Source organism: Neisseria weaveri (assembly GCF_900638685.1).
In the GTDB taxonomy this organism is placed as follows: Bacteria; Pseudomonadota; Gammaproteobacteria; order Burkholderiales; family Neisseriaceae; genus Neisseria; species Neisseria weaveri.
This window is the reverse complement of sequence record NZ_LR134533.1, coordinates 488183-508371: the sequence shown is the minus strand read 5'-3', so window position 1 is coordinate 508371 and position 20189 is coordinate 488183. Positions and strand designations below refer to the sequence as shown.

Sequence of the window (20189 nt, the reverse complement as noted above, 5' to 3'; positions counted from 1 at the left end):
ACAAATGAGCAGTAACAAGGAAATTGAAGTTTTAGATGTGGAAAAAACACAAAACCATGCAGCCATGCACAGCATTATGGTCATGGAGCAATGGGGCGGTGGCGAAACATATAACGAGGAGCGGTGGATTGAACGCGGCCGCCATGCCGTGCGCCAAACGATGGAAGGTATGTTCGAGTTAGGCAGAGCCTTGATTGTTTTGAAAGAGCATACCGAGCATGGCCGTTTTATGGAAATTGTAAAGAGTCAGTTTGGACTGGGTATTGCTGAGACATCTCGCCTAATGTCTGCAACAAAACGATTTTCAACGCCACAGATGCAGAAAGCAGCACCTAAGTTGATGGATTTAGGCAAGTCGAAGCTGCTTGAATTGCTGGTGGAAGACGATGTGACGCTGGTTGAGCTTGCTGAAGGCGGCGATATCAACGGCCATACCTTTGACGATGTGGACAGAATGACAGTGCGAGAACTGCGCGCCGCTTTACGCGAAAGCCGCGAAACTGCCGAAGCCAAAGATAAAGTGATTGCCGACAAAAACAAAAAGGTAGACGAGCTGGCGGAAAAACTGGCTAAGAAGCAGGTTAAAGAGCCGAAGCCGCAGGATGTGGCCAGCGAGCTGACCATGCGATTGAGTACGGCGGTAATCGGTGTGCGCTCGGATATCAGCCGCCTGCGCGATTTATTCGAGCAACTGGTTGCCCACGGCGAAGCGCACGGCTTTGACCACCGCGCACAGATGGTGGGCAGCATCAATCAGGTGAGACGGGATGCGGAAATGCTGCGCGAGCTGTTTGCCCTGCCCGAAGAAGCACCCACGGACGAAGTGCCGGAATGGTTGAAAGATTACGATCCTGAGCAAGGCAATGGGGATTAATCATGAATGCGGCAATGACGGAGCGTTTAAGTGAAATCGCCCGCGAAGCCGAAAAGTGCGGGCGCGGCGGCAAGACGGCCTATCTGAAAGAGCAGGCCGAAGCGTTGGGTATCAGCTTGGCAACGTTGCACCGGAAATTGGGTGAGGTGGTATTGAAGCCGACCCGCAAACGCCGCGCCGATGCAGGCAAATCGGCCTTGACCTATGAAGAAGCGCAGGCCATCAGCACTTTGGTGATGGAAACGATGCGTAAAAACGGCAAACGGCTCACTACGGTATCGGCAGCGGTAGAAATGTTAAGAGCTAATGGCGAGATTGCCGCCGAGAAGGTGGACGAAGCCACCGGCGAAGTAAGCAAACTATCAGACAGCACCATTGTGCGGGCATTGCGGGAATACAAGCTGCACCCCGACCAGCTGTTACAGCCGGAGCCGGTAACGCGGATGAAATCGGAACACCCCAACCAATGGTGGGAGATTGACCCGAGCTTGTGTGTGCTCTACTACCTGCCGCGCAACGGCAAAGATACGGGCTTGCGAGTGGCCGGTTATGAAGAGTTTTATAAAAACAAGCCCGGTAATCTGAAAAAAATCGAGCTGGATAGAGTGTGGCGTTATACCGGCACCGACCATACCAGCGGCACCATCTGCGTGCGCTACTACTTCGGCGGCGAGACCAGCGCCAACCTGTGCGACTTTTTTATCTACATGATGCAGGCCAAACAGGACATAGCCAAAGACCCTTTCCGGGGCGTGCCGAAAAACGTGATGCTCGACCCGGGCAGCGCGAATACCTCGGCAGCATTTAAAAACCTCTGCAAAGCGCTGGATGTGCATGTGCAGATAAACAAACCGGGTAATCCGAGAGCCAAAGGGCAAGTGGAAAAAGCCAACGACATCGTAGAAACGGCGTTTGAAAGCAGCTTGAAACTGGTGGAAGTGGAAAGCATTGACGAGCTTAACGGCTTGGCCGAACGCTGGATGCGCTACTACAACGGCACCAAAGAACACAGCCGCCACGGTATGACGCGCTACCAAGCATGGAACAAAATCAAGGCCGAGCAGCTGATACTGCCGCCGCCTGCGGAATATTGCAGAGAGTTGGCCATCAGCGCACCGAAAGAAGCCAAGGTGTCGCCCGAATTGGAAATACGCTTCGGCGGCCGCTATTACAGCGTGAAAGAGATAGCGGGTGTGATTGTGGGGCAAAAGGTGCTGGTTGCCAAAAACCCTTGGGATGAAACCGGCGCACGGGTAGCGACATGGGATGCGGAAGGTAACGAGGTATGGCAGGCGGTAACGGCCATAGAGTTTGACGATTACGGCTTCCGTCAGGATGCGGCGCTGATGGGTAAGGAATACAAGCCCGCAGCCGATACTCCCGCCCAGCAAGCCAAGAAGGCGCAAGAGAAGCTGGCGATGGAAGCAGACACGCTGGAAGAAGCCGTCGCCAAACGCAAGGCGAAAGCCTTACCCTTTGGCGGACGTATCGACCCCTACAAGCATCAGGAAGATACGCTGGCCGCACGCAATACGCTCTACATCGAGCGGCAAGGCACCCAAATGGATTACAACCGCATGGAAGTAACCGAGCAGGTGTTGAACAAGGTAGAAATGGCCAAGCTGCTGAAACCGCGTATCGAAGCCGCTGGCGGAGACTGGAAACAGGCGGTGGCGTTTATCAAGGCCAATTATCCCGACGGTGTGTTGGCCAGCCAGTTGGATGAAGTGGCAGGCCGTCTGAAAACGGCGGGCAAGTTGAAATTGGTTAAAGGGGCATGATGAAGGAAGAATTTAAACAGCTCGGCAAATCGTATACCGCCGCTGCCGCTGAAATCGGATGCAGCAAAACCGCTTTAGTGAATGCGGTGGTACACGGCAAATGGCCGAAAAAAGACGCAGACCGGCTGCGTGAGAAGTTAAGACAGTATTTTGAAACAAATGGTGCGGATATTCCTGCTGGCCTGAGAAACCCGGAAACCGCACCTGCCCACCCTAATGAAAGCGAGGACAAAGAGATGTTATTACGAAAAGCCACATTAACACAAGCCGCCAAGCAGCATTTCGGCTTACCGCGCGATCCGTTTAACGACGAAATCCGCGAAGCTGCCGACGTATTTTTAACGCCCGATGTGCGTTATGTGCGCGAGGCGATGTTTCAGACGGCCTGCCACGGCGGCTTTGTGGCGGTGGTCGGCGAGAGCGGCGCGGGCAAATCCACCCTGCGTGAAGACCTGCAAGACCGCATCAACCGCGAAGGCAAACAGATCATCATGATCGAGCCGTATGTGTTGGCGATGGAAGACAACGACATCAAGGGCAAAACCCTGAAAGCCGCGCATATCGCCGCCGCGATTTTGGAAGCCGTTGCCCCGGGCGTGAAGCCCTACCGCGACGCCGAGGCGCGTTTCCGCCAAGTGCACCGCGCCCTGCAGGAAAGTGCACGCGCAGGCAACAAGCATGTGCTGATAATCGAAGAAGCCCACGGCATGCCGGTGCCGACGCTTAAACACCTGAAACGCTTTTTTGAGTTGAAAAGCGGCTTTGAACGACTGCTCGGCATCGTATTAATCGGCCAAACAGAGCTGGCGCAAAAGCTGGCGGAAAACAACCCGAATGTGCGCGAAGTGGTGCAACGCTGCGAGCTGGTGACCCTGCTGCCGCTGACCGACGGCAAGCTGGCAGGCTATCTGAAACACAAGTTTGAGCGTGCAGGCGGCGATATCGCCAAAGTGATGGACGAGAGTGCCATTGATGCGATTGCCGAACGCCTGACGGTACGCAGCCGCACGGCAAAAGGCGCAGAGCAGCACAGCCTGCTGTATCCGCTGGCGGTTAACAATTTAGTGGCTGCGGCTATGAATCAGGCGGCGGAGTTGGGTTTTGATATTGTCGATGCCGATGTGGTTAAGGGGGTGTGAGATGGCGGACATCATTGAAAAAACAGTATGGGGATTTGCTTGCGCGATACTTTTAAGCTGCCAAAGCCATATCGAACAGCCTTACAGCCCGCCCGCGCATTATGCGGCATCGGAATATCAAGGCAGCAACGACACCGCCGCGCTGATGGCGCAGAAACAACGCGAAGCAGACGATGCGGTGCGCGAAATGCTTAAAGCCTACGAGCAGGAAGACTTCGATTGGATACGCGGCGATGCGGAGGCATACAGATGAAAAAACGATTACTCGAATTGATGCAGTATCCGTGCTCCGCCGCGTTTTTGGCCGATGTGATGCGTGTTGACGAAGCAGCAGTGAAAGCCGAGCTGACCAAGCTGGAGCGCAAGGGCAAAATCAAAAAGACCGTGGTTTATACCGTTAAAAACAGAGAAGGGGAAGAACAATGTGCCGCATAGAATGGGATTACAGCAATATCAAAGCCAAAGTGAGTCGGGACTACAGAGGAAGTTTGTGGTGCACACTTTTGACGGTGCGCGATGAATTTATCCTGACAATGGTATCGGGCAATCCTGAAGAAGATGAGACATCACTTGTTCAGACGGCCTTGAGGCTGTTAAGCGTGAGCGATATGCAGTTGGCCAATCGGGAGGCCGTCTGAAATGAAAGTGAAATGCCCCAGCTGCGGGGCAAGTATGAGCCTTGATGTGCTGGTTGCCCATGATGAAGCCCGCAATGCTTTAGTGGAGCTTACCGGCATATCAGACGAGCTGGTGAAAAGCTGCCTGAAGTACCTGACTTTGTTCAGGCCGTCTGAAAAAGATTTGACCTTCGCCCGTGTGGCCAAACTGGTGGGTGAGATTGCTCCGATGATTCGGGCAGGCGAAATCAGCCGCAACAGGAAAGCCTACCCCGCGCCCCGCGAGGCTTGGATTTGGGCATTTGGCCGCTGCCTCGAAGCCCGCGATATGGGCAAGTTGCAAACCCCGCTGACCAGCCACGGGTTTTTATTGGAAAACATCACGTTTTGGACACCTGATAAAACGGCGGGTATGGCGGTGGCGGTGCCGTTAAGCGGGGAACGCCCCGCGCCCGAAAGCAAGCTCAGACAAGGCGTGGGCGATTTGATGGAGTGGGCAAATGGAGAAGGAGGTTGATTGGCTGAAAAAGGAAATCGGCGCCGGCTTTGCGCTGCTCTCGGCCTTGAATTTGAAAGGACGTCCGGCCGCGTCCGATTTGAAGGCAGTAGCTCAAATATGGTACGGCCTGCTGCTCAAGGAGGAATGGCAGCCGCAACGCGATACTCCCCGCATCAGGGAGGCGTTTCAAAGCATTGCGGCTACATCGACGGAATGGCCGAATCCTGCGGATTTAAAGCGGCACCTGCCCGAGCCTGAAGTAAAGATGGTGCCGAGAATAGAGAAGAAGCACAAACCGACGGAATACGGCAAAGCCATGCTGGAAGAAATGAAAGGCCGTCTGAAAGATGCTCCGGTAATGAACCGGGATTGGATACACGGCCCCCGCCACCGCACGGTGGAAGAATGTAAACAGATTTACGCCGCAAGGCAGAAAGGCAAGCAAAATGAACATTGATAAATCCCAATACCGCGAAGATGCCAAAGGCAATTTGGTGCCGGTGGCCAATATCCGCGAAATCGACCTGCTCCGGGACGAGCTGGTGATGGAGTTGGCAGGCAAGGCAGCCGAAGTGCAACAGCACATCTCGGATTTCAAACGCGAAGCAATGGACGATATTGCCGCATTCGTACAGTTGAGTGCTGACCGCTACGATGTAAAAGTGGGAGGCAAGAAAGGCAACATCAGCCTGCACAGCTTCGACGGCTCATACCGCGTGCAACTGGCGATGCAGGATACGCTGGTATTCGATGAAGGCTTGATTGCGGCCAAAGCCCTGATTGACGAGTGCATCAACGAGTGGACGGAAGGCAGCCGCACCGAATTGAAAACGCTGATTAATGCGGCATTCCAAGTCGACAGTCAGGGCAACATCTCCACCACCCGCGTACTCGGCCTGCGCCGCCTGCAAATCAGCGACGACAAGTGGAAACGTGCAATGGACGCACTCTCGGACAGCCTGAAAGTGCATATCAGCAAGCCGTTTGTACGGGTGTACCGCCGCGATGATGCAGGCGATTATCAGTTGGTTAACTTGGATATTGCGAAGGTGTGAATATGGATATAAAAAACAGCGATGACAAAGCAGAATTATCTACTGAGAAATCTGCCACTATTGACATTGAGTTGCGTGCCGACAGCGGATACCGTTGTTCTTTGTTGAATCAACGTATCAGCCCCAAACAATGGAAATATATCAGTGAAATTTTGCATCGTAAGGATTTATAAAAACACAGTTTACCAACCCGCGCGGCACGGTTTGCCGCAAACCAACCAACAGGAGTGAAACATGAATAAATCCGAGTTAGTAGCACAATTGGCCGAGAAGTGGGTTTGGCCGAAGAGCAAGGCGCAGATGGCATTGGACGGCGTGCTGGAGATTATCGAAACCGCGCTGGCCAAAGGCGAAGATGTAACGCTGCCGGGCTTCGGTACATTTACCGTTGCCGACAAGCCGGAACGCCAAGGCCGCAACCCAAAAACCGGTGAGCCGCTGACCATCACAGCACACAAGACCCCTAAATTCAAACCGGGGAAAGCACTGAAGGATGCGGTCAACTAAGGCCGAAGCCTTTTATTCAGGCCGTCTGAATTTTACAGACGGCCTCTGTAAACGGTTACGGAAAGAAAACAAAATGAAAGAAACCAAAGCACAGAAGAAGGCACGGCTGATTAAGCTTATCCATGTGGCCAAAGGCCAACTGATGATGGATGACGCGGCATACCGCACTTTGTTGGCCAATGCCTCGCGCGGCAAGACCAGCAGCAAGGCTTTGTCGGTCGATGAATTGGAGTGGGTGCTGCGGCAATTGAAGGCGCAAGGTTTTGTAGTAACGACCAAAGCGCAAGCCAAACAGGCTAAGCCGGATATACCGGTACATGATGCACATGTGGCGGTGGATGCGCAGATTAAAAAAATCAGGGCATTGTGGCTTGAGCTGCACAAGCTCGGCGCAGTGCGTAATCCTTCTGAGCTGGCGTTGGCCAAGTTTGTAAAACGTATGACGGGGGTGGATTATCAGAATTGGTTGGGTGTGGATGATGCGTCAAAAGTGATTGAGCATCTGAAGGAATGGAAAAAACGGGTTGAAAACGGAGGTAAATAATGGCTGATGCACGAATACCGGAATTGCTGTCGGACTTGGCGGCAAAAGTGAGCGAGGAAGTATTGCAGCGCGGAGTGGATAAAGCGGCGGCCAAAGCGGTGGGCGACAGTGTGGCCAAGCGCATGGCCCGCGAATGGGGCGGACAAAACATTTATATCCCGCAAGGTATCTTGTGGGGCATAGACGAACGTGATCTGGAGATTTTTGAAAAATTCGACGGTACCAACCAACGGGAGCTGGCGAAAGAATACGGGTTTTCGGAGCAATGGATTTACCGCATCGTCGAGCGCGTGCGGCAAGCCAAAATCAAAGAAAACCAAGCGGATTTATTCAGCGGCTGCGGTTGATAATCTGCTGTCTAATTAAATATAGCGGTCAAATCGGTTTTGACCGCTTTTTTACGCCGTTTCGGCATGCGGTCGGGGGTTTGCCTGTCTGAAAGGTAAAATGCGCTTAAAACGCGTTTTTGGCGGTATTTTCAGACGGCCTTTGGAATCGTGATTTTTAAACCCGTTTAAAAGATTTGAAATCGGCCTCAAGCGACAATCCCTGCAACAGCAAATGCAGGGATTTTTTTATGGCTTACGAGATTTTTAGGGCAGGCACGCACACCGACAACAACGGCAACAAGGTCACCATTACGGCTGCCGACCTTGCCGAGGCGGCGGCGTGTTACGACCCGAAGCTGCACGAAGCACCGGTAGTGGTCGGTCACCCTAAAACCGACGACCCCGCCTACGGATGGGTGGGCGGCTTAACCGTTTCAGACGGCGTGCTGTCTGCGGATTTTGCCCAAGTGGACGACGCTTTTGCCGGTTTGGTAAAGGCAGGCCGCTACAAAAAAGTATCGGCCAGCTTTTATCCGCCCGGCAGCCCGAGCAACCCGAAGCCCGGCTCTTGGTATCTGCGCCATGTCGGTTTTCTCGGCGCACAGCCGCCTGCGGTAAAAGGCTTATCCGCCATCAACTTTGCCGAAGACGATGTGTATGTCGAGTTTTCGGAGGTTGCCCACCGCCGCGCGGCATCGATTTTCCGCCGCCTGCGCGACTGGCTGATCGAGCAGTACGATATCGCCACCGCCGACAAGGTCGTTTCCGATTGGGAAATCCACGACATCGAAGAAACCTCTGCATGGGGCAATCCGCCCGAATCATTATCGCCGGCATTTGCCGACCCTCAACCCCAACCCAACCCCGAAACCCATGAATCGATTAAGGAGACCGATATGGCGACCGAAGAACAACTGGCGGCCGAAAAGGCAGCCCGTGAAAAAGCCGAGGCTGACGCCGCTCAAGCCAAGGCGGAATTGAAAAAGCTGCAAGACGAGCAGGACAAGGCCCTGCGCGATGGTGCGCACCAACAAAACACCGAATTTGCCGAAGGCTTGGTTAAAGACGGCCGTCTGAAACCTGCCGACAAAGACTTGGTTGTCCAAGTGCTGGACTTTGCCGAATACCCGGAGCATACCAGCGTCGATTTCGGCGAAGGCGGCAATAAAAAGCCGCTCAGCGAAGCTTTGCGCGCGTTTTTAAGCGCGGTGCTGCCCAAGCAGCTGCCTACAGGTGAAATGGCCAAAGGCCAGCCTGTTGAATTTGCCGAAGGCATGAGCCACCACGAACGTGCGCTGGCTTACCAAAAGGCGCACGGCTGCACCTATGCCGAAGCGGCAAGCCGCACGGCGCAAGATTAATCCGTATCGAAAAGGAAAAAACATGAGCAAACATTTAGCCACCCTGCGCGAAAAAGACGAGGTGCTGACCCATTTGGCGGTCGGTTACCGACAAGCGGGCTTTGTCGGCGAAAAAATCGCACCGATGGTGTACGCCGAGAAGGAAGGTATCAAAGTGCCGGTGTACGGTAAAGGCTCGTTTATTGAGTATGAAACCGAACGTGCGGTAGGTGCGGACAGCAATGTGATTACGCTGGATCAAGCTAAAACCATGCCGGTGGTGCTGGAAGAACATGATTTGGCCGCCGGTGTGGATTACCGCGAACAGCACGAAAGCCGCCACGATGAAAAAGCCAAGGCTACCCGTCGTGTTACCGCAGGTATCCAGCTGAAGCAGGAATTGGAAATCGCCCGCTTGATTCAGGATAAATCTGCATATCAATCCGGCCATACCGTCGACTTATCGTCCACGGCTGAAAAACAGTGGAGCCATGCTTCTTCAGACGTACAGAAAGCGTTGGAAGAAGCAAAAGAAACCGTGCGTGCCGCCTGCGGTATCCGCCCGAACGTGTTGGTGGTAGGCCCGGCCGTGTTGAGCAAGCTGCGTATGAACAAAAGTCTGCGCGACAGTTTGGGCAGCGGCCACGACAAAACTTTGCTCAATATCGAGATGCTGAAAAACCTGCTGGATGTGGAAGACATCATTGTCGGCGAAGCGGTGTATTCGGCAGACGGTAAAAAGGCAACACAAGATGTATGGGGCAATTTTGCCAGTTTGATTGTGCGCCCGACCATTGTGGGCGAAGGTAACGACGAGGGCGAAACGGCGTTTGCCTACACCTTCCGCCGCCGCGGTATGCCGATTGTCGACCGCTTCGACGGTGTGGGCGGCAAGGTCGAGTATGTGCGCTATACCGATATCCGCAAAGCTGCGGTAGTCGGCGGTGCGTGCGGTTATTTGTTCCAAAAACCGATTGCTTAACTATATGAGGCCGTCTGAAATGAAGGAGTACACCGGTCTGCCATGCAGCGGCGAGTAGTTTCAGACGGCCTTTGGAGAGAACAATGACTTTACAAGTGAAATTTGAAGACCTTGAAGCAAAAGGTGCGGTAGCGGAATACCACCGTATTGGCGAGACAACGACCATTGTTTGCTCGCTGACGCTGCCATCGGGTTTTGTGGTTATCGGCCAAGCATCGTGTATCAATCCCGATGTATTTGATGAGCAGGCCGGTATCGAATTGGCTCACCAAGATGCCATGCGTAAGCTGTGGGAGCTGGAAGCCTACCGTGTTAAAGAAAACGCCTTCGCGGCAGAAAAGGAGACCCAAAATGGCTAAACAAACCAAACAGGTGGCATTGACCACCACCATGCGCACCACCGGCAAAGTGGTGGAAAACCGTTTTGTGACTTTTGCAGGCAAACAGGCCAAGGCCAATGAGGCTGTTTTAGGTGTTGCAGTCCGTGATGCCGACGAGAACGATTTGCTGGCCGTCGATGTAATCGGCATTGCGCTGGTTGAAGCAGGCGGCGCGGTAACCGTAGGTGCGAAAGTATCGGCCGATGCCCAAGGCTGTGCCGTAACCGGCACTCAAAATAATGCCGGTACGGCTTTAACGGCGGCATCCGGTGCCGGTGATGTTATCCGTATCTTGCTGAAAGGTTAATCATGAAAGTATATGTCGCAAAAACCCCGCTGATTTTGCAGGATGAAGCAGGCGAGGACTTCCGCGTGGAGGTAAACGAAGTGGTGCAACTGACACCGGAGCAGTATCAGGATGTTGCCGCCCATGTGATCCCCGGCGAAATTTCAGACGAAGATTTGGCGGCGGCCGGTTACCAACCTGACGGCACGCCGCTGCAGGAAGACCCGCCACCGCCGCCTGCCGAAAAACAGGAAAACCCGCCTGCTGTTCAGCAGGAAGGCGACACCAAATCCGGCCGAGGCCGCAAAGCGAAAGAAGCGTAATGCGCTACATTACCCGCGATGACTTGGCGGCCGCAGTCAGCATGACCGAGCTGGTGCAGTTGAGCAATGACCAAATAAGCCATTACGGCAGCGCGGAACAGCCGGACTGGGCTGTGGTTGACCGTGCCATCGTCTATGCGGCCGAACTGATAGACGGCCATATCAGCGGCCGCTACACACTGCCGTTGGAGCCGGTGCCGGGCATCTTGCCCCAGCTGGCTACAGATATTGCGCGGTTTTGGCTGCACCAGCGGCGCGTCAACGGGGCGGACTTCCCGAAGGCAGTGCAAGCCGCCTACGACAACGCCCTCAAAATGCTGGCGGCCATCCGCGACGGCAAAATCCATCTCGGTATCCGGAATATGGAAGAACCTGCCGGCCAACTGCAACCCGAGCGCGGCGCATACCGCGTGCGGGCGGGTAAGAAGCTGAATACGGAGGGCTACTGATGGCCGCTACCGTGCCGATTCTGCAGGCAGTTACAGAATGGCTGCAAGAGCAGCTCCCCGATGCCGAAGTGCGCCTGTTTCCCGACAATCCGGCTACCTACCGTTTTATCCACCCAAGAGGCGCGGTGTTGGTGGGCTATCAGGGAAGTAAATTCGGCAGCATCGAGCAGCTGGGTGCCATCTCGCAACAACGTGTGATGACCCTGCACCTGACCGTATTCGGGCGCGGCCTGCATAACGACGGTGCCGCATTGGATTTGCTCGACCGCCTGCGCTTGGCCGTGGTGGGCTATCAACCGCCCGCCTGTTTGCCCTGCCACCTGATTAGCGAGCAGTTTTTAAGCGAGGACGGCGGTGCTTGGCAGTATCAGCTTTTAGTGCAAACCGAAACCCACCAAGTGCAGCAATGCCGCGAAGAGAAACAGCCGTTGTTTGTTGCCGCCCGTTACCGACAAAACGGCGACCCTACCGAACCCGATTTAAAACCCAAAAAGGAGTAAACCTATGGCAGCAGCCTTCCATCACGGCACGGAGACCATCAAAATCGATGGCGGCTCCGTACCCGTTTATACCGTTGACGGTGCGATTACGGCCATCATCGGCACCGCCCCCGTCGGCGCGGTCAACGAGCTGACCGTGTGCCAAACCAAAAAAGACTTTACAGCGTTGGGCGGCGAATTGACCGGCGCGGGTTTTACCCTGCCTGATGCCGCCCATATCTGGACGCGCTACGGCAGCGGCGTGGCTTATGTGGTCAATGTGTGCGACCCGGCCAAGCACAAAACCACCGTTAGCAACGAAGTGCTGACGGTTGACCCGGACACACTGACCGCCCGCACGGCCAAGCCCGCTTTGCAGGCAGGCTATGCTTTGGTTGACGGCAGCAGCCCGTTAACTGAAGGTACGCATTACACCATCGATACGCTCACGGGTGAGATTGTGTATAAAAGCAAGCCCACCGCTCCCAAAATCACTTATACCTACACCGACCCGACCAAAGTATCCGAGGCAGACATTATCGGCGCGTATGTAGCCTCTACCGGCAAGCGCACCGGTATGGAGCTGTTGACGGAAGGCTTCAACCGTTTCGGTGCCGATGCCAAAATCCTGATTGCCCCCAGCTACGACAAAACCGCCACCTGCGCCGCCGCGCTGACGGTGCTGGCCGAGAAGCTCAAGGCCATTGCCTATATCGATGCACCCAAAGGCACGTCGTTGAGCAAGGCGATGGAAGGCCGCGGCCCCAACGGCAGCATCAACTTCAAAACGTCTTCCGACCGCGTGCAGCTGTTCTTCCCGCACGTTGTCGGCATTCTGGGCATCGAGAGTTTGGCCACGCACGCGGCCGGCCTGCGTATGAAGACCGATGTGGAAAAAGGCTACTGGTGGAGCATTTCCAACAAGGATTTGCTGGGCGTAACCGATACCGAAGTGGGCTTGACCGCGCGTGCGGACGACCCGCAGAGCGAAACCAACCGCCTGAACGAGAAAGGCATTACCACCGTATTCAACAGCTACGGCACAGGCTACCGCGCATGGGGTAACCGTTTGGCCTGCTTCCCGACGGTAAGCCATATCAAAAACTTTGAAGTGGCACAACGCACCGGCGACATCATCGACGAAAGCATCCGCCGCGCATCGCTGCAATATGTCGACCGCCCGATTGATGACGCATTGATTGACAGCTTGGTGGAGACCGTACGCACTTACTTGGGTACGCTACAAAGCATTGTCGGCTTCGAAGTGGGCTTGGATTATGACTACGATTTGGTTGATGCCTTCAGCAAAGGCCAAGTGCCGATTAAATACGATTTCACCCCCAAACTGCCTGCTGAGCGCATCACCCACACATCGGGAATGACCCGCAAGTATCTGGTCAACCTCACATCCGGCAGCAAATAAGGAGTCATAAATGAGCAATTACATCCGCGCGATTTACAACGCCAACGTCTATATCGACGGCAACAACCACTTGGGCAAGGCTTCGGAAGTCAAACTGCCTGATTTCGAGATTACCCAAGACGAATTTAAGGGCTTGGGATTATGGGGTACGGTCAAACTGCCGTCGGGTGCCGAAGCGATGGAGGGCGAAATCACTTGGAATAGCCTGTATCCCGACGTGGCGGCCAAAGCCTACCACCCCTTCCGCGCCGCCCAGCTGATGATTCGTGCCAACCAGCAGATTCACGATGCACGAGGTTTGGTTAAGGAGGTGTCGGTGGTCACCACGATTACGGCGACCATGAGCAAAATGGGTTTGGGCAACTTCAAACACAAGGAAAAATCCGAACACAGCACCACTTATCAGGCTACGGAAATCCGCCAAGTGGTTGACGGGCGCGAAGTGTTGTACTACAACGCGTTGAAAAACATCTACCGCGTGAACGGCGAAGACGTGCTGACTCAGATGCGTAAAAACATCGGCGCATAGGCCGTCTGAAAATGCTAAAGCCGTTTAGATTCCATCTAAGCGGCTTACTTTTAAACTAGACCCACCTTTCGACAAGTTAAAGGTGGGTTTCTTTTTTGGCCGTGCCCACAGGCCGTTTTTTTTGAAAAAGGATTGCAAAAATGAATGAGGCAAAACAGATGCAGGAGCAATTGGGTGTCAGCAAGGAAATCAAACTGAAATATCCGGTGCGTTTGGCTACCGGCGAAATGTTGGAGAAACTGACCCTGCGACGCCCGAAAGTGGGCGATATCCGTGCTGTTGCCGGTCTTGCGACCGATGCCGAGCAAGAGTTGGCGATTATGGCACGTATTTCAGGCTTGGTGCCTGAAGACTTGGACGAGCTTGATTTGGCCGATTACAAACAGGTGCAAGACTGGTTTCGCCGCTCGCAAGAAGGTAAATCCGAATCAGCCTCCGCTGAGTAGGCAGGAAGCCGACGCTCGACTCTTGAATGCAGCGGCAGACGTGGCTTGGTGGTTCGGTTGGAGCGTGCAGGATGTGTATGTGCTGCCGCTGGATGAATTTGAAGACTGGTTAAACGAAGCAACCCGCCAGATTAAGGCGGGCTATCGAAAGGGAATGTGATTTTTAACCGGTCTTTTTTGGAAGTAATTCGGTAATTGCACCAAGCAGTAAAGCAGCGGCACCGACAGGAATCAAAAGGAACGGGGCAATCAGGCCGTACACAATGCCGGTTGCCCAATTTTCCACCAGACAACCAATGACAAATCCGGAAACAATCAGGAATTTAACCATCGTTTCTGCGCGGTCTGCATTTAAGGCAAAGTTCCAATATTTGTTCATGTTCCACCCCTTTGAATGATGAAAGGATAATAAACCATGTCTGCAGATTTGGCAATCGGTGTCAAAGTCGGTTTCAGCGCAGGGGCTGCGATTGCCGGTTTGGGGTCGGTGCGAAAATCGATGGTTGCACTTCAGGCGGAAACGCAAAGGTTTTCTGCACGCCAGCGTATGCTCGGCAATCTTTTGTCCGACCCGCTGAGAATGTCGAAAGAACGCGTCGGGGAATTGAAACGCGAATATGCTCAATTGGGCATTACCATTGATAAACTGCGCAACAAATCGACACAATTGGGGGCAATCCAACTCAGGCGGCAGAATCTTGCCGGCCAAAGGCAGGAGTTGTTGGGACAGGTAGCTTCCACCGCTTCGATCGCAACCACTGCCGTTATCCCTGTCAAACTGGCGATGGACTTTGAGTCGGCAATGGCAGGAGTGAAGAAGACGGTTGAGTTTGACAGTCCGCAGCAGTTTCAGCAGATGAACAAGGACATTCTGGCGTTGACACGCAGCATTCCGATGGCGGCTAAAGATTTGGCTGGCATTGCTGCTTCAGGCGGCCAGCTCGGTGTGGCACGCAAGGACATTGTCGGTTTTACCGAAACCGTCGCCAAGATGTCGGTGGCTTTTGATATGACCGCCGAACAGGCGGGCGACAGCATGGCGAAGCTGGCCAACGTCTACAACATCCCGATAGCCCAAATCGGCAAACTCGGCGATGCCGTCAACCATTTATCCAACAACAGTCCGGCTAAGGCTTCGGACATTGTCAATACGCTCGGGCGGGTCGGCGGCGTGGCCAAACAGTTCGGTCTGACCGAACTTCAGACGGCCTCACTTGCCAATGCTTTTATCAGCTTGGGCAAAACGCCCGAAGTAGCCGGCACTGCCGTCAACGGTATGCTGACCAAACTGGGGACGGCGGACAAACAGGGAAAAAAATTCCAAGATGCCTTAAAAGCCATCGGCACCGACAGCAAAACCCTGAAAAAAGCCATTAAGGAGAACGGTGAACAGGCTCTGATGGATTTCTTGAAGCAGATTAAAAAGCTGCCGAAAGAAAACCAGATGGGTGCGCTGGTGGATTTGTTTGGCTTGGAATACGCCGACGATGTGGCCGCGCTGGTTGGTGGTTTGGATACCTATAAAAAGTCCATTGATGGTTTAAAGCAATCCGGGAAAGACGGCAAACCTTTGTTTGAAGGCAGCATGGAAAAGGAGTTTAAGGCTCAGTCCGAAACAACTGCCAAAAACTGGGAGCTGTTTAAAAACAGTATAGTCGAACTGGCGATTACCGTCGGAGCAACCCTGCTGCCGGCCGTCAACAGCCTGCTGGATGCCGTCAAGCCCGTCATTCATGGTATTGCAGACTGGGCAGCTGCCAATCCTGCCGTAACCAAATCAATCTTGGGCTTTGTCGCAGGGCTGGCTTTATTTAAGGTTACGGCACTCGGCACATTGTTTGCCGCCAATGTCTTAATGACGGGCTGGTCGTTTATTCCGGCGATGTTTGCAAAGGTGTCTGCCTCATGGCTGCTGGGCGTGTTGAAATTTCAATCCGGCACGGGTGTAGTCTTTCGCAGCGTCAGCCTGATTAAAACCGCACTGGGCGGTCTGCGTGCCGCTCTGCCGTTGGCCAAGGCGTTTACTCACGGTTTGGTCGGTGGTTTTATCGGTATGGCCAAACTCGGCATGATGGCCATGCGTTCGTTTGCAGGCGGAATCATCCGCTTCCTGCCCATGCTGGCATCAGGCTTCCTCAAGCTCGGTATGGCTCTGATGGCCAACCCCATTTTCCTTGCACTCGGTTTGCTGGCCGCAGCCGCTTATCTGCTTTACACCAACTGGGAAGGCGTGGTCGGCGGAGCCAAGGCACTGTGGCAGGATTTGGGCAACTTCTTCGGCAGTCTGTGGACATCGGTTACGACTGCATTTCAGACGGCATGGAGCGGTCTGACCACATGGTTTTCGGTGGTTTGGCTCAACATCACAACGCTGCTGTCGGCGGTGTGGGAGAGCATCAAAACCACGGTATCGACCGCGTGGGAAAGTATCAAGGTCTTTTTCTCAACCGGCATTGCCGCGCTCTTAAACCTGATCCTGACCTTCTCGCCGGTAACCGCCTTTATGACGGCTTTCCAAGCGGTGTGGACTTGGTTGTCGGGCTTGGGCGCGACTTTCATGGGTTACGGCAGCATGATGATTGACGGCTTGGTCAACGGCATCAAGGCGGGCATCGGCCGTGCGGTGGCTGCTGTGCAAGGTGTGGTATCGGCGGTTAAGTCGGCATTTACCTCTGACCGCAAAGGTATGGGCATCCATTCGCCCAGCCGTGTGTTTGCAGGCTACGGCGGCTTTATGACAGAAGGTTTGGCATTGGGCATCAAGCGCACGGCGGCACGTCCCGTACAGGCCGTCGGCGCGTGGGCAGGCCGTCTGAAAGAGCGTTTCGGCAGCCGTGTGGGCAGTCTGCGTGCCGATTTGGCCGCACGCATTTCAAGCAGCGTCGCAGATTTTGCCTCGGCGCGCGAACAACAGGCGCAGGCGGCTGCGGGAGCCGGCGGCATTACCGTGAATTTCAACCCGACCATCCATGCCCCGGGCGGCGACCCCACCCAAATTCAGGCGGCCTTGCAAATGGGCTTGCGCGAATTTGAGGCACTGTTTAACCGCATGATAGCCGACCGCGAACGGAGGGCTTACTGATGTATGCACAATTAGGTGATGTGCGCTTCGAGCTGCTGCAAAGTTTCAGCAACCTTGAATCCACCCACGCGGCCAAGTTTGCCAAGCATGATGTATTGCAGGGCCGTCCGAGACTGCAGGCAATGGGCAATGACCTGACCACTATGCGGTTTTCGTTGAAGCTGCATTGGAAACTGGGGAATCCCGATACGGCCTACAAAGGCTTGCTGGCCGCCAAAGAGAGCCAACAGGCTCAGGCATTGGTGTACGGCAGCGGCCGCTTTGTCGGCTGGTTTGTGATCGAGCGGTTGGCCGAGCGCACGCTGATACAGGACGCACAAGGCCGCACGGCCGCGCGTGAATTGGACGTGGAGCTGGCCGAGTTTGTGGGCGACCCCAATAACCCGCTGCCGACACCGGGCGTGATGAGCGGCGGTAAAAACCCGCTGTTGGCCTTGTTGCCCGAGTCGGTACAGGCGCAGGCATCCGACATCATGCAGGCGGTGGAAAAAGGCGTACAGATTTACCGTGCGGCCGAAGACGGCATCGAACAAATGCAGCGTTTGGTTTATGCGGCCAAAGACATCAAAAACGACCCCGCCGGTGTGCTCGGTTTGGTGGGCGATGCCCTGCAAATCGGCAGCGGCACATTGGATAAATTGTCGGCTCTGCCCGATGTGACTGCGGTGTTGGGCGATTTGCAGGGTGCGGCGGCGTTTGCCGCCCAAGCCGGTCAGGCGGCGCATCAGCTCGGTAGTGCCGTCGGCAGTCTGCGGTCGGGAACGGAAAACGGCTCGATCGGCGGCTGGTTGGATGCAGCCGTGAATGCCGTTGACAGTGCGTCGGCCTCTTTACAGGACGGCGCGGCCGCGGTCGAAACCTTAACCGGCTGGCTGGCCGTAAGGAGGGATAAATGAGTGCCGTATTGCGCTATACCACGATAGACGGCGACCGTTGGGACTTGATTGCCCATAAGCACTACGGCAATGCGCTGATGGTTGACGGGCTGATTGCGGCCAATCCGCATCTGCCTTTAACAGAAGAATTTAAAAGCGGTTTGACCGTGTTTGTGCCGGTGCTGGCCACTAAACCGAAAAACAGTCAGGCGGATATGCCGCCTTGGATGCGATAACATGTATTTTGCAACGCTTTTTCAAAAAGACGGCAGCAGCCGTACCCACCCCGTTACCAAGCCGGATTTCACGCTCAAATACGAGCAAAAAGACATCACCGGCGATATCGAGCCTTACCTGTTGTCGATTACCTATACCGATTACTTGGGCGAGCAATCGGACGAGCTGGAAGTAACGTTTGAAGATACCGACGGCCGCTGGCTGCGTGCTTGGTATCCCGAGCAGGGAGACAGCCTGTCGCTGAGCTTGGGCGACCAATTCACCGGCTTGGTGGCTTTGGGGAGCTTTCAAATCGCCGAAATCGAATACAACCACCCGCCGAGTACGGTATCGCTGAAAGCGTTGGCCACCGGCATTACCAAGGCTAACCGCACTTTGCAGGCCAAGCCGTATGAAAAAACCACGCTGGCCAAAATCGTGCGCATCGTGGCAGGCCGTCTGAAATTGAAGGTAACCGGCGATGTGGAAGCCATTGATATCGAGCGCGTTACCCAATATCAAGAGCGTGATATCGAGTTTCTGACGCGCTTGGCCAAACAGTACGGCCACACCTTTAAGATCGTCGGCGATACGCTGGTATTTATGAGTAACAAGAAACTGGCCGAACGTGAGCCGGTGGCGGCTTTGAATCCGGCAGACATTATTGATATCCGCCTGCGCGACCTGATTAAGGGCGTGCCTGATAAAGCGGTGGTATCGGGGTATGACCCCAAAACCAAAACCAACCGCACCACGACACGCAAGGCCAAACCGCGCCGCAAAAAGGCCAAACACACCACATCCGGCGATACCCTCAAAATCATTGCCAATAAAGGCGAAAGCCAAGCTCAGGTTAACGCCCGGGCAGATGCCGCATTGGCTGCCGCCCAAGACGAGCAATGCGCAGGGAACGTGACCGTGTTCGGCCATGCAAAGTTAGTGGCCGGGCAAGTGATATTGCTGGAAAACCACGGCAAATTCAGCGGCCGTTATCTGGTTAAGCAGGCACGGCACCGATACGACCGCCGCAGCGGCTACACCACCGACCTCGACATCAAAATGCTGGAATATATCCCGGAAGAGAAAGAAACCGATGATGCTGCCCAATCATGATTTTACTGCCACGCTGCAATTCGGCATCGTCTCGGCCGTTGACGAAGCCGCCCACAATCTGCGTGTGCGGCTGCCCTCGTTAGAGAATATGGAAACCGACTGGCTGCCGATGATTACGCCCGCGGCGGGCGGCAATCGGTTTTACAGCCTGCCGGATGAGGGAGAGCAAGTAGTCTGCCTGCTCGATGCCCGTGGCGAAAACGGCGTGGTGCTGGGTGCGACTTACAATACGGCCGACAAACCGCCCGCGGCCAGTAAAGATGTGTGGATGCGCCGTTTTAAAAACGGCACGGTGATCAAGCATGACCGTAAAACGGGCAATATCGACGTTCAGACGCAAGGTACGGTAACCATCGCCGCCCCCGATACCATTATTACCGGCAATACCACCGTAATGGGGTTGCTGACCTATCAGGGTGGTATGTCCGGCTCGGGTGGTGCAGGCGCAGCCGCCGTAATTGACGGTGCCGTTCAGGCAACCGGCGTAATCAGTTCGGATAGCGACGTGACAGCTAACGGCATCAGCCTGACCGGCCACACCCATACCGGCGACTCAGGTGGTGCGACCGGTACTCCTAATTAATAAATGGGGAATTTTTTTTATTCCAGCAATGTCCAAATTAACTCTGTAATAAACAAGAAGGAGAATTGGTATGAAAAAAGTAAAAGGCGCGTTTTTGGTTTTATTGGGTTTATTTCTGACAGCACCTGTTTTTGCCAAAACGTTGACTTACACAGCCCAATGCAATATTCAGGTTATTGATCCGAAAAAAGCCCCCAATCCGCCTGCTCGTGTTACCGGCACGGGAACAGGTAAAACAGCGGATGCTGCTTGTGCGGCTGCAAAAAAAGATGCGACACAAAAAGCACCGGCTGGAACTTATGCCAGACATTGTCAATGTAAACCTGCTTAAATTGGGA

At 54.4% G+C, this 20189-nt stretch carries 31 protein-coding genes; 30 read left to right on the top strand and 1 reads right to left on the bottom strand.

Annotated features, from left to right (window positions below; translation table 11 throughout):
• Nucleotides 1-4 precede the first annotated feature (4 nt).
• The 24 genes from EL309_RS02525 (at nucleotide 5) to EL309_RS10700 (ending at nucleotide 14142) form a co-directional block, all read left to right on the top strand.
• Nucleotides 5-874: a DUF3102 domain-containing protein gene (locus EL309_RS02525; protein ID WP_004282967.1), complete on the top strand. Its 870-nt coding sequence runs from the start codon at nucleotides 5-7 to the stop codon at nucleotides 872-874.
• A 2-nt stretch (nucleotides 875-876) separates the two neighbouring features.
• Nucleotides 877-2655, top strand: coding sequence for a DDE-type integrase/transposase/recombinase (locus EL309_RS02520; RefSeq protein ID WP_004282968.1), 1779 nt, complete (start codon nucleotides 877-879; stop codon nucleotides 2653-2655).
• Entirely contained in the window at nucleotides 2655-3794 is a 1140-nt protein-coding gene (locus EL309_RS02515; protein ID WP_040669609.1) for an ExeA family protein, read from the top strand. The genes EL309_RS02520 and EL309_RS02515 overlap by 1 nt, the downstream gene beginning before the upstream one ends.
• 1 nt (nucleotide 3795) lies before the next feature.
• Nucleotides 3796-4047: a hypothetical protein gene (locus EL309_RS02510; RefSeq protein ID WP_004282970.1), complete on the top strand. Its 252-nt coding sequence runs from the start codon at nucleotides 3796-3798 to the stop codon at nucleotides 4045-4047.
• Nucleotides 4044-4229 carry a hypothetical protein gene (locus EL309_RS02505; protein ID WP_004282971.1) on the top strand — a complete coding sequence of 62 codons (186 nt, stop codon included), beginning with the start codon at nucleotides 4044-4046 and terminating at the stop codon, nucleotides 4227-4229. Before EL309_RS02510 ends, EL309_RS02505 begins: the two co-directional genes overlap by 4 nt.
• A complete protein-coding gene (locus EL309_RS02500) occupies nucleotides 4217-4432 on the top strand; it encodes a hypothetical protein (protein ID WP_040669593.1) in 216 nt (71 codons plus the stop codon). Before EL309_RS02505 ends, EL309_RS02500 begins: the two co-directional genes overlap by 13 nt.
• A 1-nt stretch (nucleotide 4433) precedes the next feature.
• Nucleotides 4434-4928, top strand: a complete 495-nt coding sequence (locus EL309_RS02495) for a hypothetical protein (RefSeq protein ID WP_040669594.1) — start codon at nucleotides 4434-4436, stop codon at nucleotides 4926-4928.
• Nucleotides 4912-5367, top strand: coding sequence for a hypothetical protein (locus tag EL309_RS02490; protein ID WP_004282974.1), 456 nt, complete (start codon nucleotides 4912-4914; stop codon nucleotides 5365-5367). Before EL309_RS02495 ends, EL309_RS02490 begins: the two co-directional genes overlap by 17 nt.
• On the top strand, nucleotides 5357-5965 hold the full coding sequence (locus tag EL309_RS02485; RefSeq protein WP_004282975.1) for a DUF3164 family protein: 609 nt from the start codon (nucleotides 5357-5359) through the stop codon (nucleotides 5963-5965). Before EL309_RS02490 ends, EL309_RS02485 begins: the two co-directional genes overlap by 11 nt.
• 2 nt (nucleotides 5966-5967) lie before the next feature.
• Nucleotides 5968-6138: a hypothetical protein gene (locus EL309_RS10645; protein ID WP_004282976.1), complete on the top strand. Its 171-nt coding sequence runs from the start codon at nucleotides 5968-5970 to the stop codon at nucleotides 6136-6138.
• A gap of 61 nt (nucleotides 6139-6199) precedes the next feature.
• Nucleotides 6200-6472 carry an HU family DNA-binding protein gene (locus tag EL309_RS02480; RefSeq protein WP_004282977.1) on the top strand — a complete coding sequence of 91 codons (273 nt, stop codon included), beginning with the start codon at nucleotides 6200-6202 and terminating at the stop codon, nucleotides 6470-6472.
• A gap of 73 nt (nucleotides 6473-6545) precedes the next feature.
• Nucleotides 6546-7016: a gp16 family protein gene (locus tag EL309_RS02475; RefSeq protein ID WP_004282978.1), complete on the top strand. Its 471-nt coding sequence runs from the start codon at nucleotides 6546-6548 to the stop codon at nucleotides 7014-7016.
• Nucleotides 7016-7363: a Mor transcription activator family protein gene (locus tag EL309_RS02470; protein ID WP_004282979.1), complete on the top strand. Its 348-nt coding sequence runs from the start codon at nucleotides 7016-7018 to the stop codon at nucleotides 7361-7363. Before EL309_RS02475 ends, EL309_RS02470 begins: the two co-directional genes overlap by 1 nt.
• Before the next feature lie 230 nt (nucleotides 7364-7593).
• Nucleotides 7594-8706, top strand: a complete 1113-nt coding sequence (locus EL309_RS02465; protein ID WP_004282981.1) for a hypothetical protein — start codon at nucleotides 7594-7596, stop codon at nucleotides 8704-8706.
• Nucleotides 8707-8728: 22 nt separating this feature from the next.
• On the top strand, nucleotides 8729-9667 hold the full coding sequence (locus EL309_RS02460) for a hypothetical protein (protein ID WP_004282982.1): 939 nt from the start codon (nucleotides 8729-8731) through the stop codon (nucleotides 9665-9667).
• 83 nt (nucleotides 9668-9750) lie between these two features.
• Nucleotides 9751-10026 carry a Gp49 family protein gene (locus tag EL309_RS02455; RefSeq protein WP_004282983.1) on the top strand — a complete coding sequence of 92 codons (276 nt, stop codon included), beginning with the start codon at nucleotides 9751-9753 and terminating at the stop codon, nucleotides 10024-10026.
• Nucleotides 10019-10354 carry a DUF2190 family protein gene (locus EL309_RS02450; protein ID WP_004282984.1) on the top strand — a complete coding sequence of 112 codons (336 nt, stop codon included), beginning with the start codon at nucleotides 10019-10021 and terminating at the stop codon, nucleotides 10352-10354. The genes EL309_RS02455 and EL309_RS02450 overlap by 8 nt, the downstream gene beginning before the upstream one ends.
• Nucleotides 10355-10356: 2 nt before the next feature.
• Entirely contained in the window at nucleotides 10357-10656 is a 300-nt protein-coding gene (locus EL309_RS02445; RefSeq protein WP_004282985.1) for a hypothetical protein, read from the top strand.
• Nucleotides 10656-11105, top strand: coding sequence for a gp436 family protein (locus tag EL309_RS02440; RefSeq protein ID WP_004282986.1), 450 nt, complete (start codon nucleotides 10656-10658; stop codon nucleotides 11103-11105). Before EL309_RS02445 ends, EL309_RS02440 begins: the two co-directional genes overlap by 1 nt.
• Nucleotides 11105-11605 (top strand): Gp37 family protein, encoded by a 501-nt coding sequence (locus EL309_RS02435; RefSeq protein WP_004282987.1) that lies wholly within the window; start codon nucleotides 11105-11107, stop codon nucleotides 11603-11605. Before EL309_RS02440 ends, EL309_RS02435 begins: the two co-directional genes overlap by 1 nt.
• 4 nt (nucleotides 11606-11609) lie before the next feature.
• Nucleotides 11610-13007: a phage tail sheath family protein gene (locus EL309_RS02430; protein ID WP_004282988.1), complete on the top strand. Its 1398-nt coding sequence runs from the start codon at nucleotides 11610-11612 to the stop codon at nucleotides 13005-13007.
• 10 nt (nucleotides 13008-13017) lie between these two features.
• Nucleotides 13018-13536, top strand: coding sequence for a phage major tail tube protein (locus EL309_RS02425; protein ID WP_004282989.1), 519 nt, complete (start codon nucleotides 13018-13020; stop codon nucleotides 13534-13536).
• 140 nt (nucleotides 13537-13676) lie between these two features.
• Nucleotides 13677-13982, top strand: coding sequence for a phage tail assembly protein (locus EL309_RS02420; protein ID WP_004282991.1), 306 nt, complete (start codon nucleotides 13677-13679; stop codon nucleotides 13980-13982).
• Between the two features lie 22 nt (nucleotides 13983-14004).
• Nucleotides 14005-14142: a GpE family phage tail protein gene (locus tag EL309_RS10700; RefSeq protein WP_004282992.1), complete on the top strand. Its 138-nt coding sequence runs from the start codon at nucleotides 14005-14007 to the stop codon at nucleotides 14140-14142.
• 3 nt (nucleotides 14143-14145) lie between these two features.
• On the opposite strand, the gene EL309_RS02410 is transcribed toward EL309_RS10700, so the two are convergent.
• Complete coding sequence (locus EL309_RS02410; RefSeq protein ID WP_004282993.1) at nucleotides 14146-14361, bottom strand: hypothetical protein; 216 nt, start codon at nucleotides 14359-14361, stop codon at nucleotides 14146-14148.
• Between the two features lie 36 nt (nucleotides 14362-14397).
• Here EL309_RS02410 and EL309_RS02405 point away from each other — a divergent pair, with 36 nt between their 5' ends.
• The 6 genes from EL309_RS02405 (at nucleotide 14398) to EL309_RS02380 (ending at nucleotide 20182) form a co-directional block, all read left to right on the top strand.
• Complete coding sequence (locus EL309_RS02405) at nucleotides 14398-17064, top strand: phage tail tape measure protein (RefSeq protein WP_004282994.1); 2667 nt, start codon at nucleotides 14398-14400, stop codon at nucleotides 17062-17064.
• On the top strand, nucleotides 17064-17960 hold the full coding sequence (locus EL309_RS02400; RefSeq protein ID WP_004282995.1) for a phage tail protein: 897 nt from the start codon (nucleotides 17064-17066) through the stop codon (nucleotides 17958-17960). The genes EL309_RS02405 and EL309_RS02400 overlap by 1 nt, the downstream gene beginning before the upstream one ends.
• Nucleotides 17957-18175 carry a tail protein X gene (locus tag EL309_RS02395; RefSeq protein ID WP_004282996.1) on the top strand — a complete coding sequence of 73 codons (219 nt, stop codon included), beginning with the start codon at nucleotides 17957-17959 and terminating at the stop codon, nucleotides 18173-18175. Before EL309_RS02400 ends, EL309_RS02395 begins: the two co-directional genes overlap by 4 nt.
• A 1-nt stretch (nucleotide 18176) precedes the next feature.
• Nucleotides 18177-19268: a phage late control D family protein gene (locus tag EL309_RS02390; protein ID WP_004282997.1), complete on the top strand. Its 1092-nt coding sequence runs from the start codon at nucleotides 18177-18179 to the stop codon at nucleotides 19266-19268.
• Nucleotides 19249-19851: a phage baseplate assembly protein V gene (locus EL309_RS02385; protein ID WP_004282998.1), complete on the top strand. Its 603-nt coding sequence runs from the start codon at nucleotides 19249-19251 to the stop codon at nucleotides 19849-19851. The genes EL309_RS02390 and EL309_RS02385 overlap by 20 nt, the downstream gene beginning before the upstream one ends.
• Nucleotides 19852-19921: 70 nt before the next feature.
• Nucleotides 19922-20182, top strand: coding sequence for a hypothetical protein (locus EL309_RS02380; RefSeq protein ID WP_004282999.1), 261 nt, complete (start codon nucleotides 19922-19924; stop codon nucleotides 20180-20182).
• The last annotated feature ends 7 nt before the right edge of the window (nucleotides 20183-20189 follow it).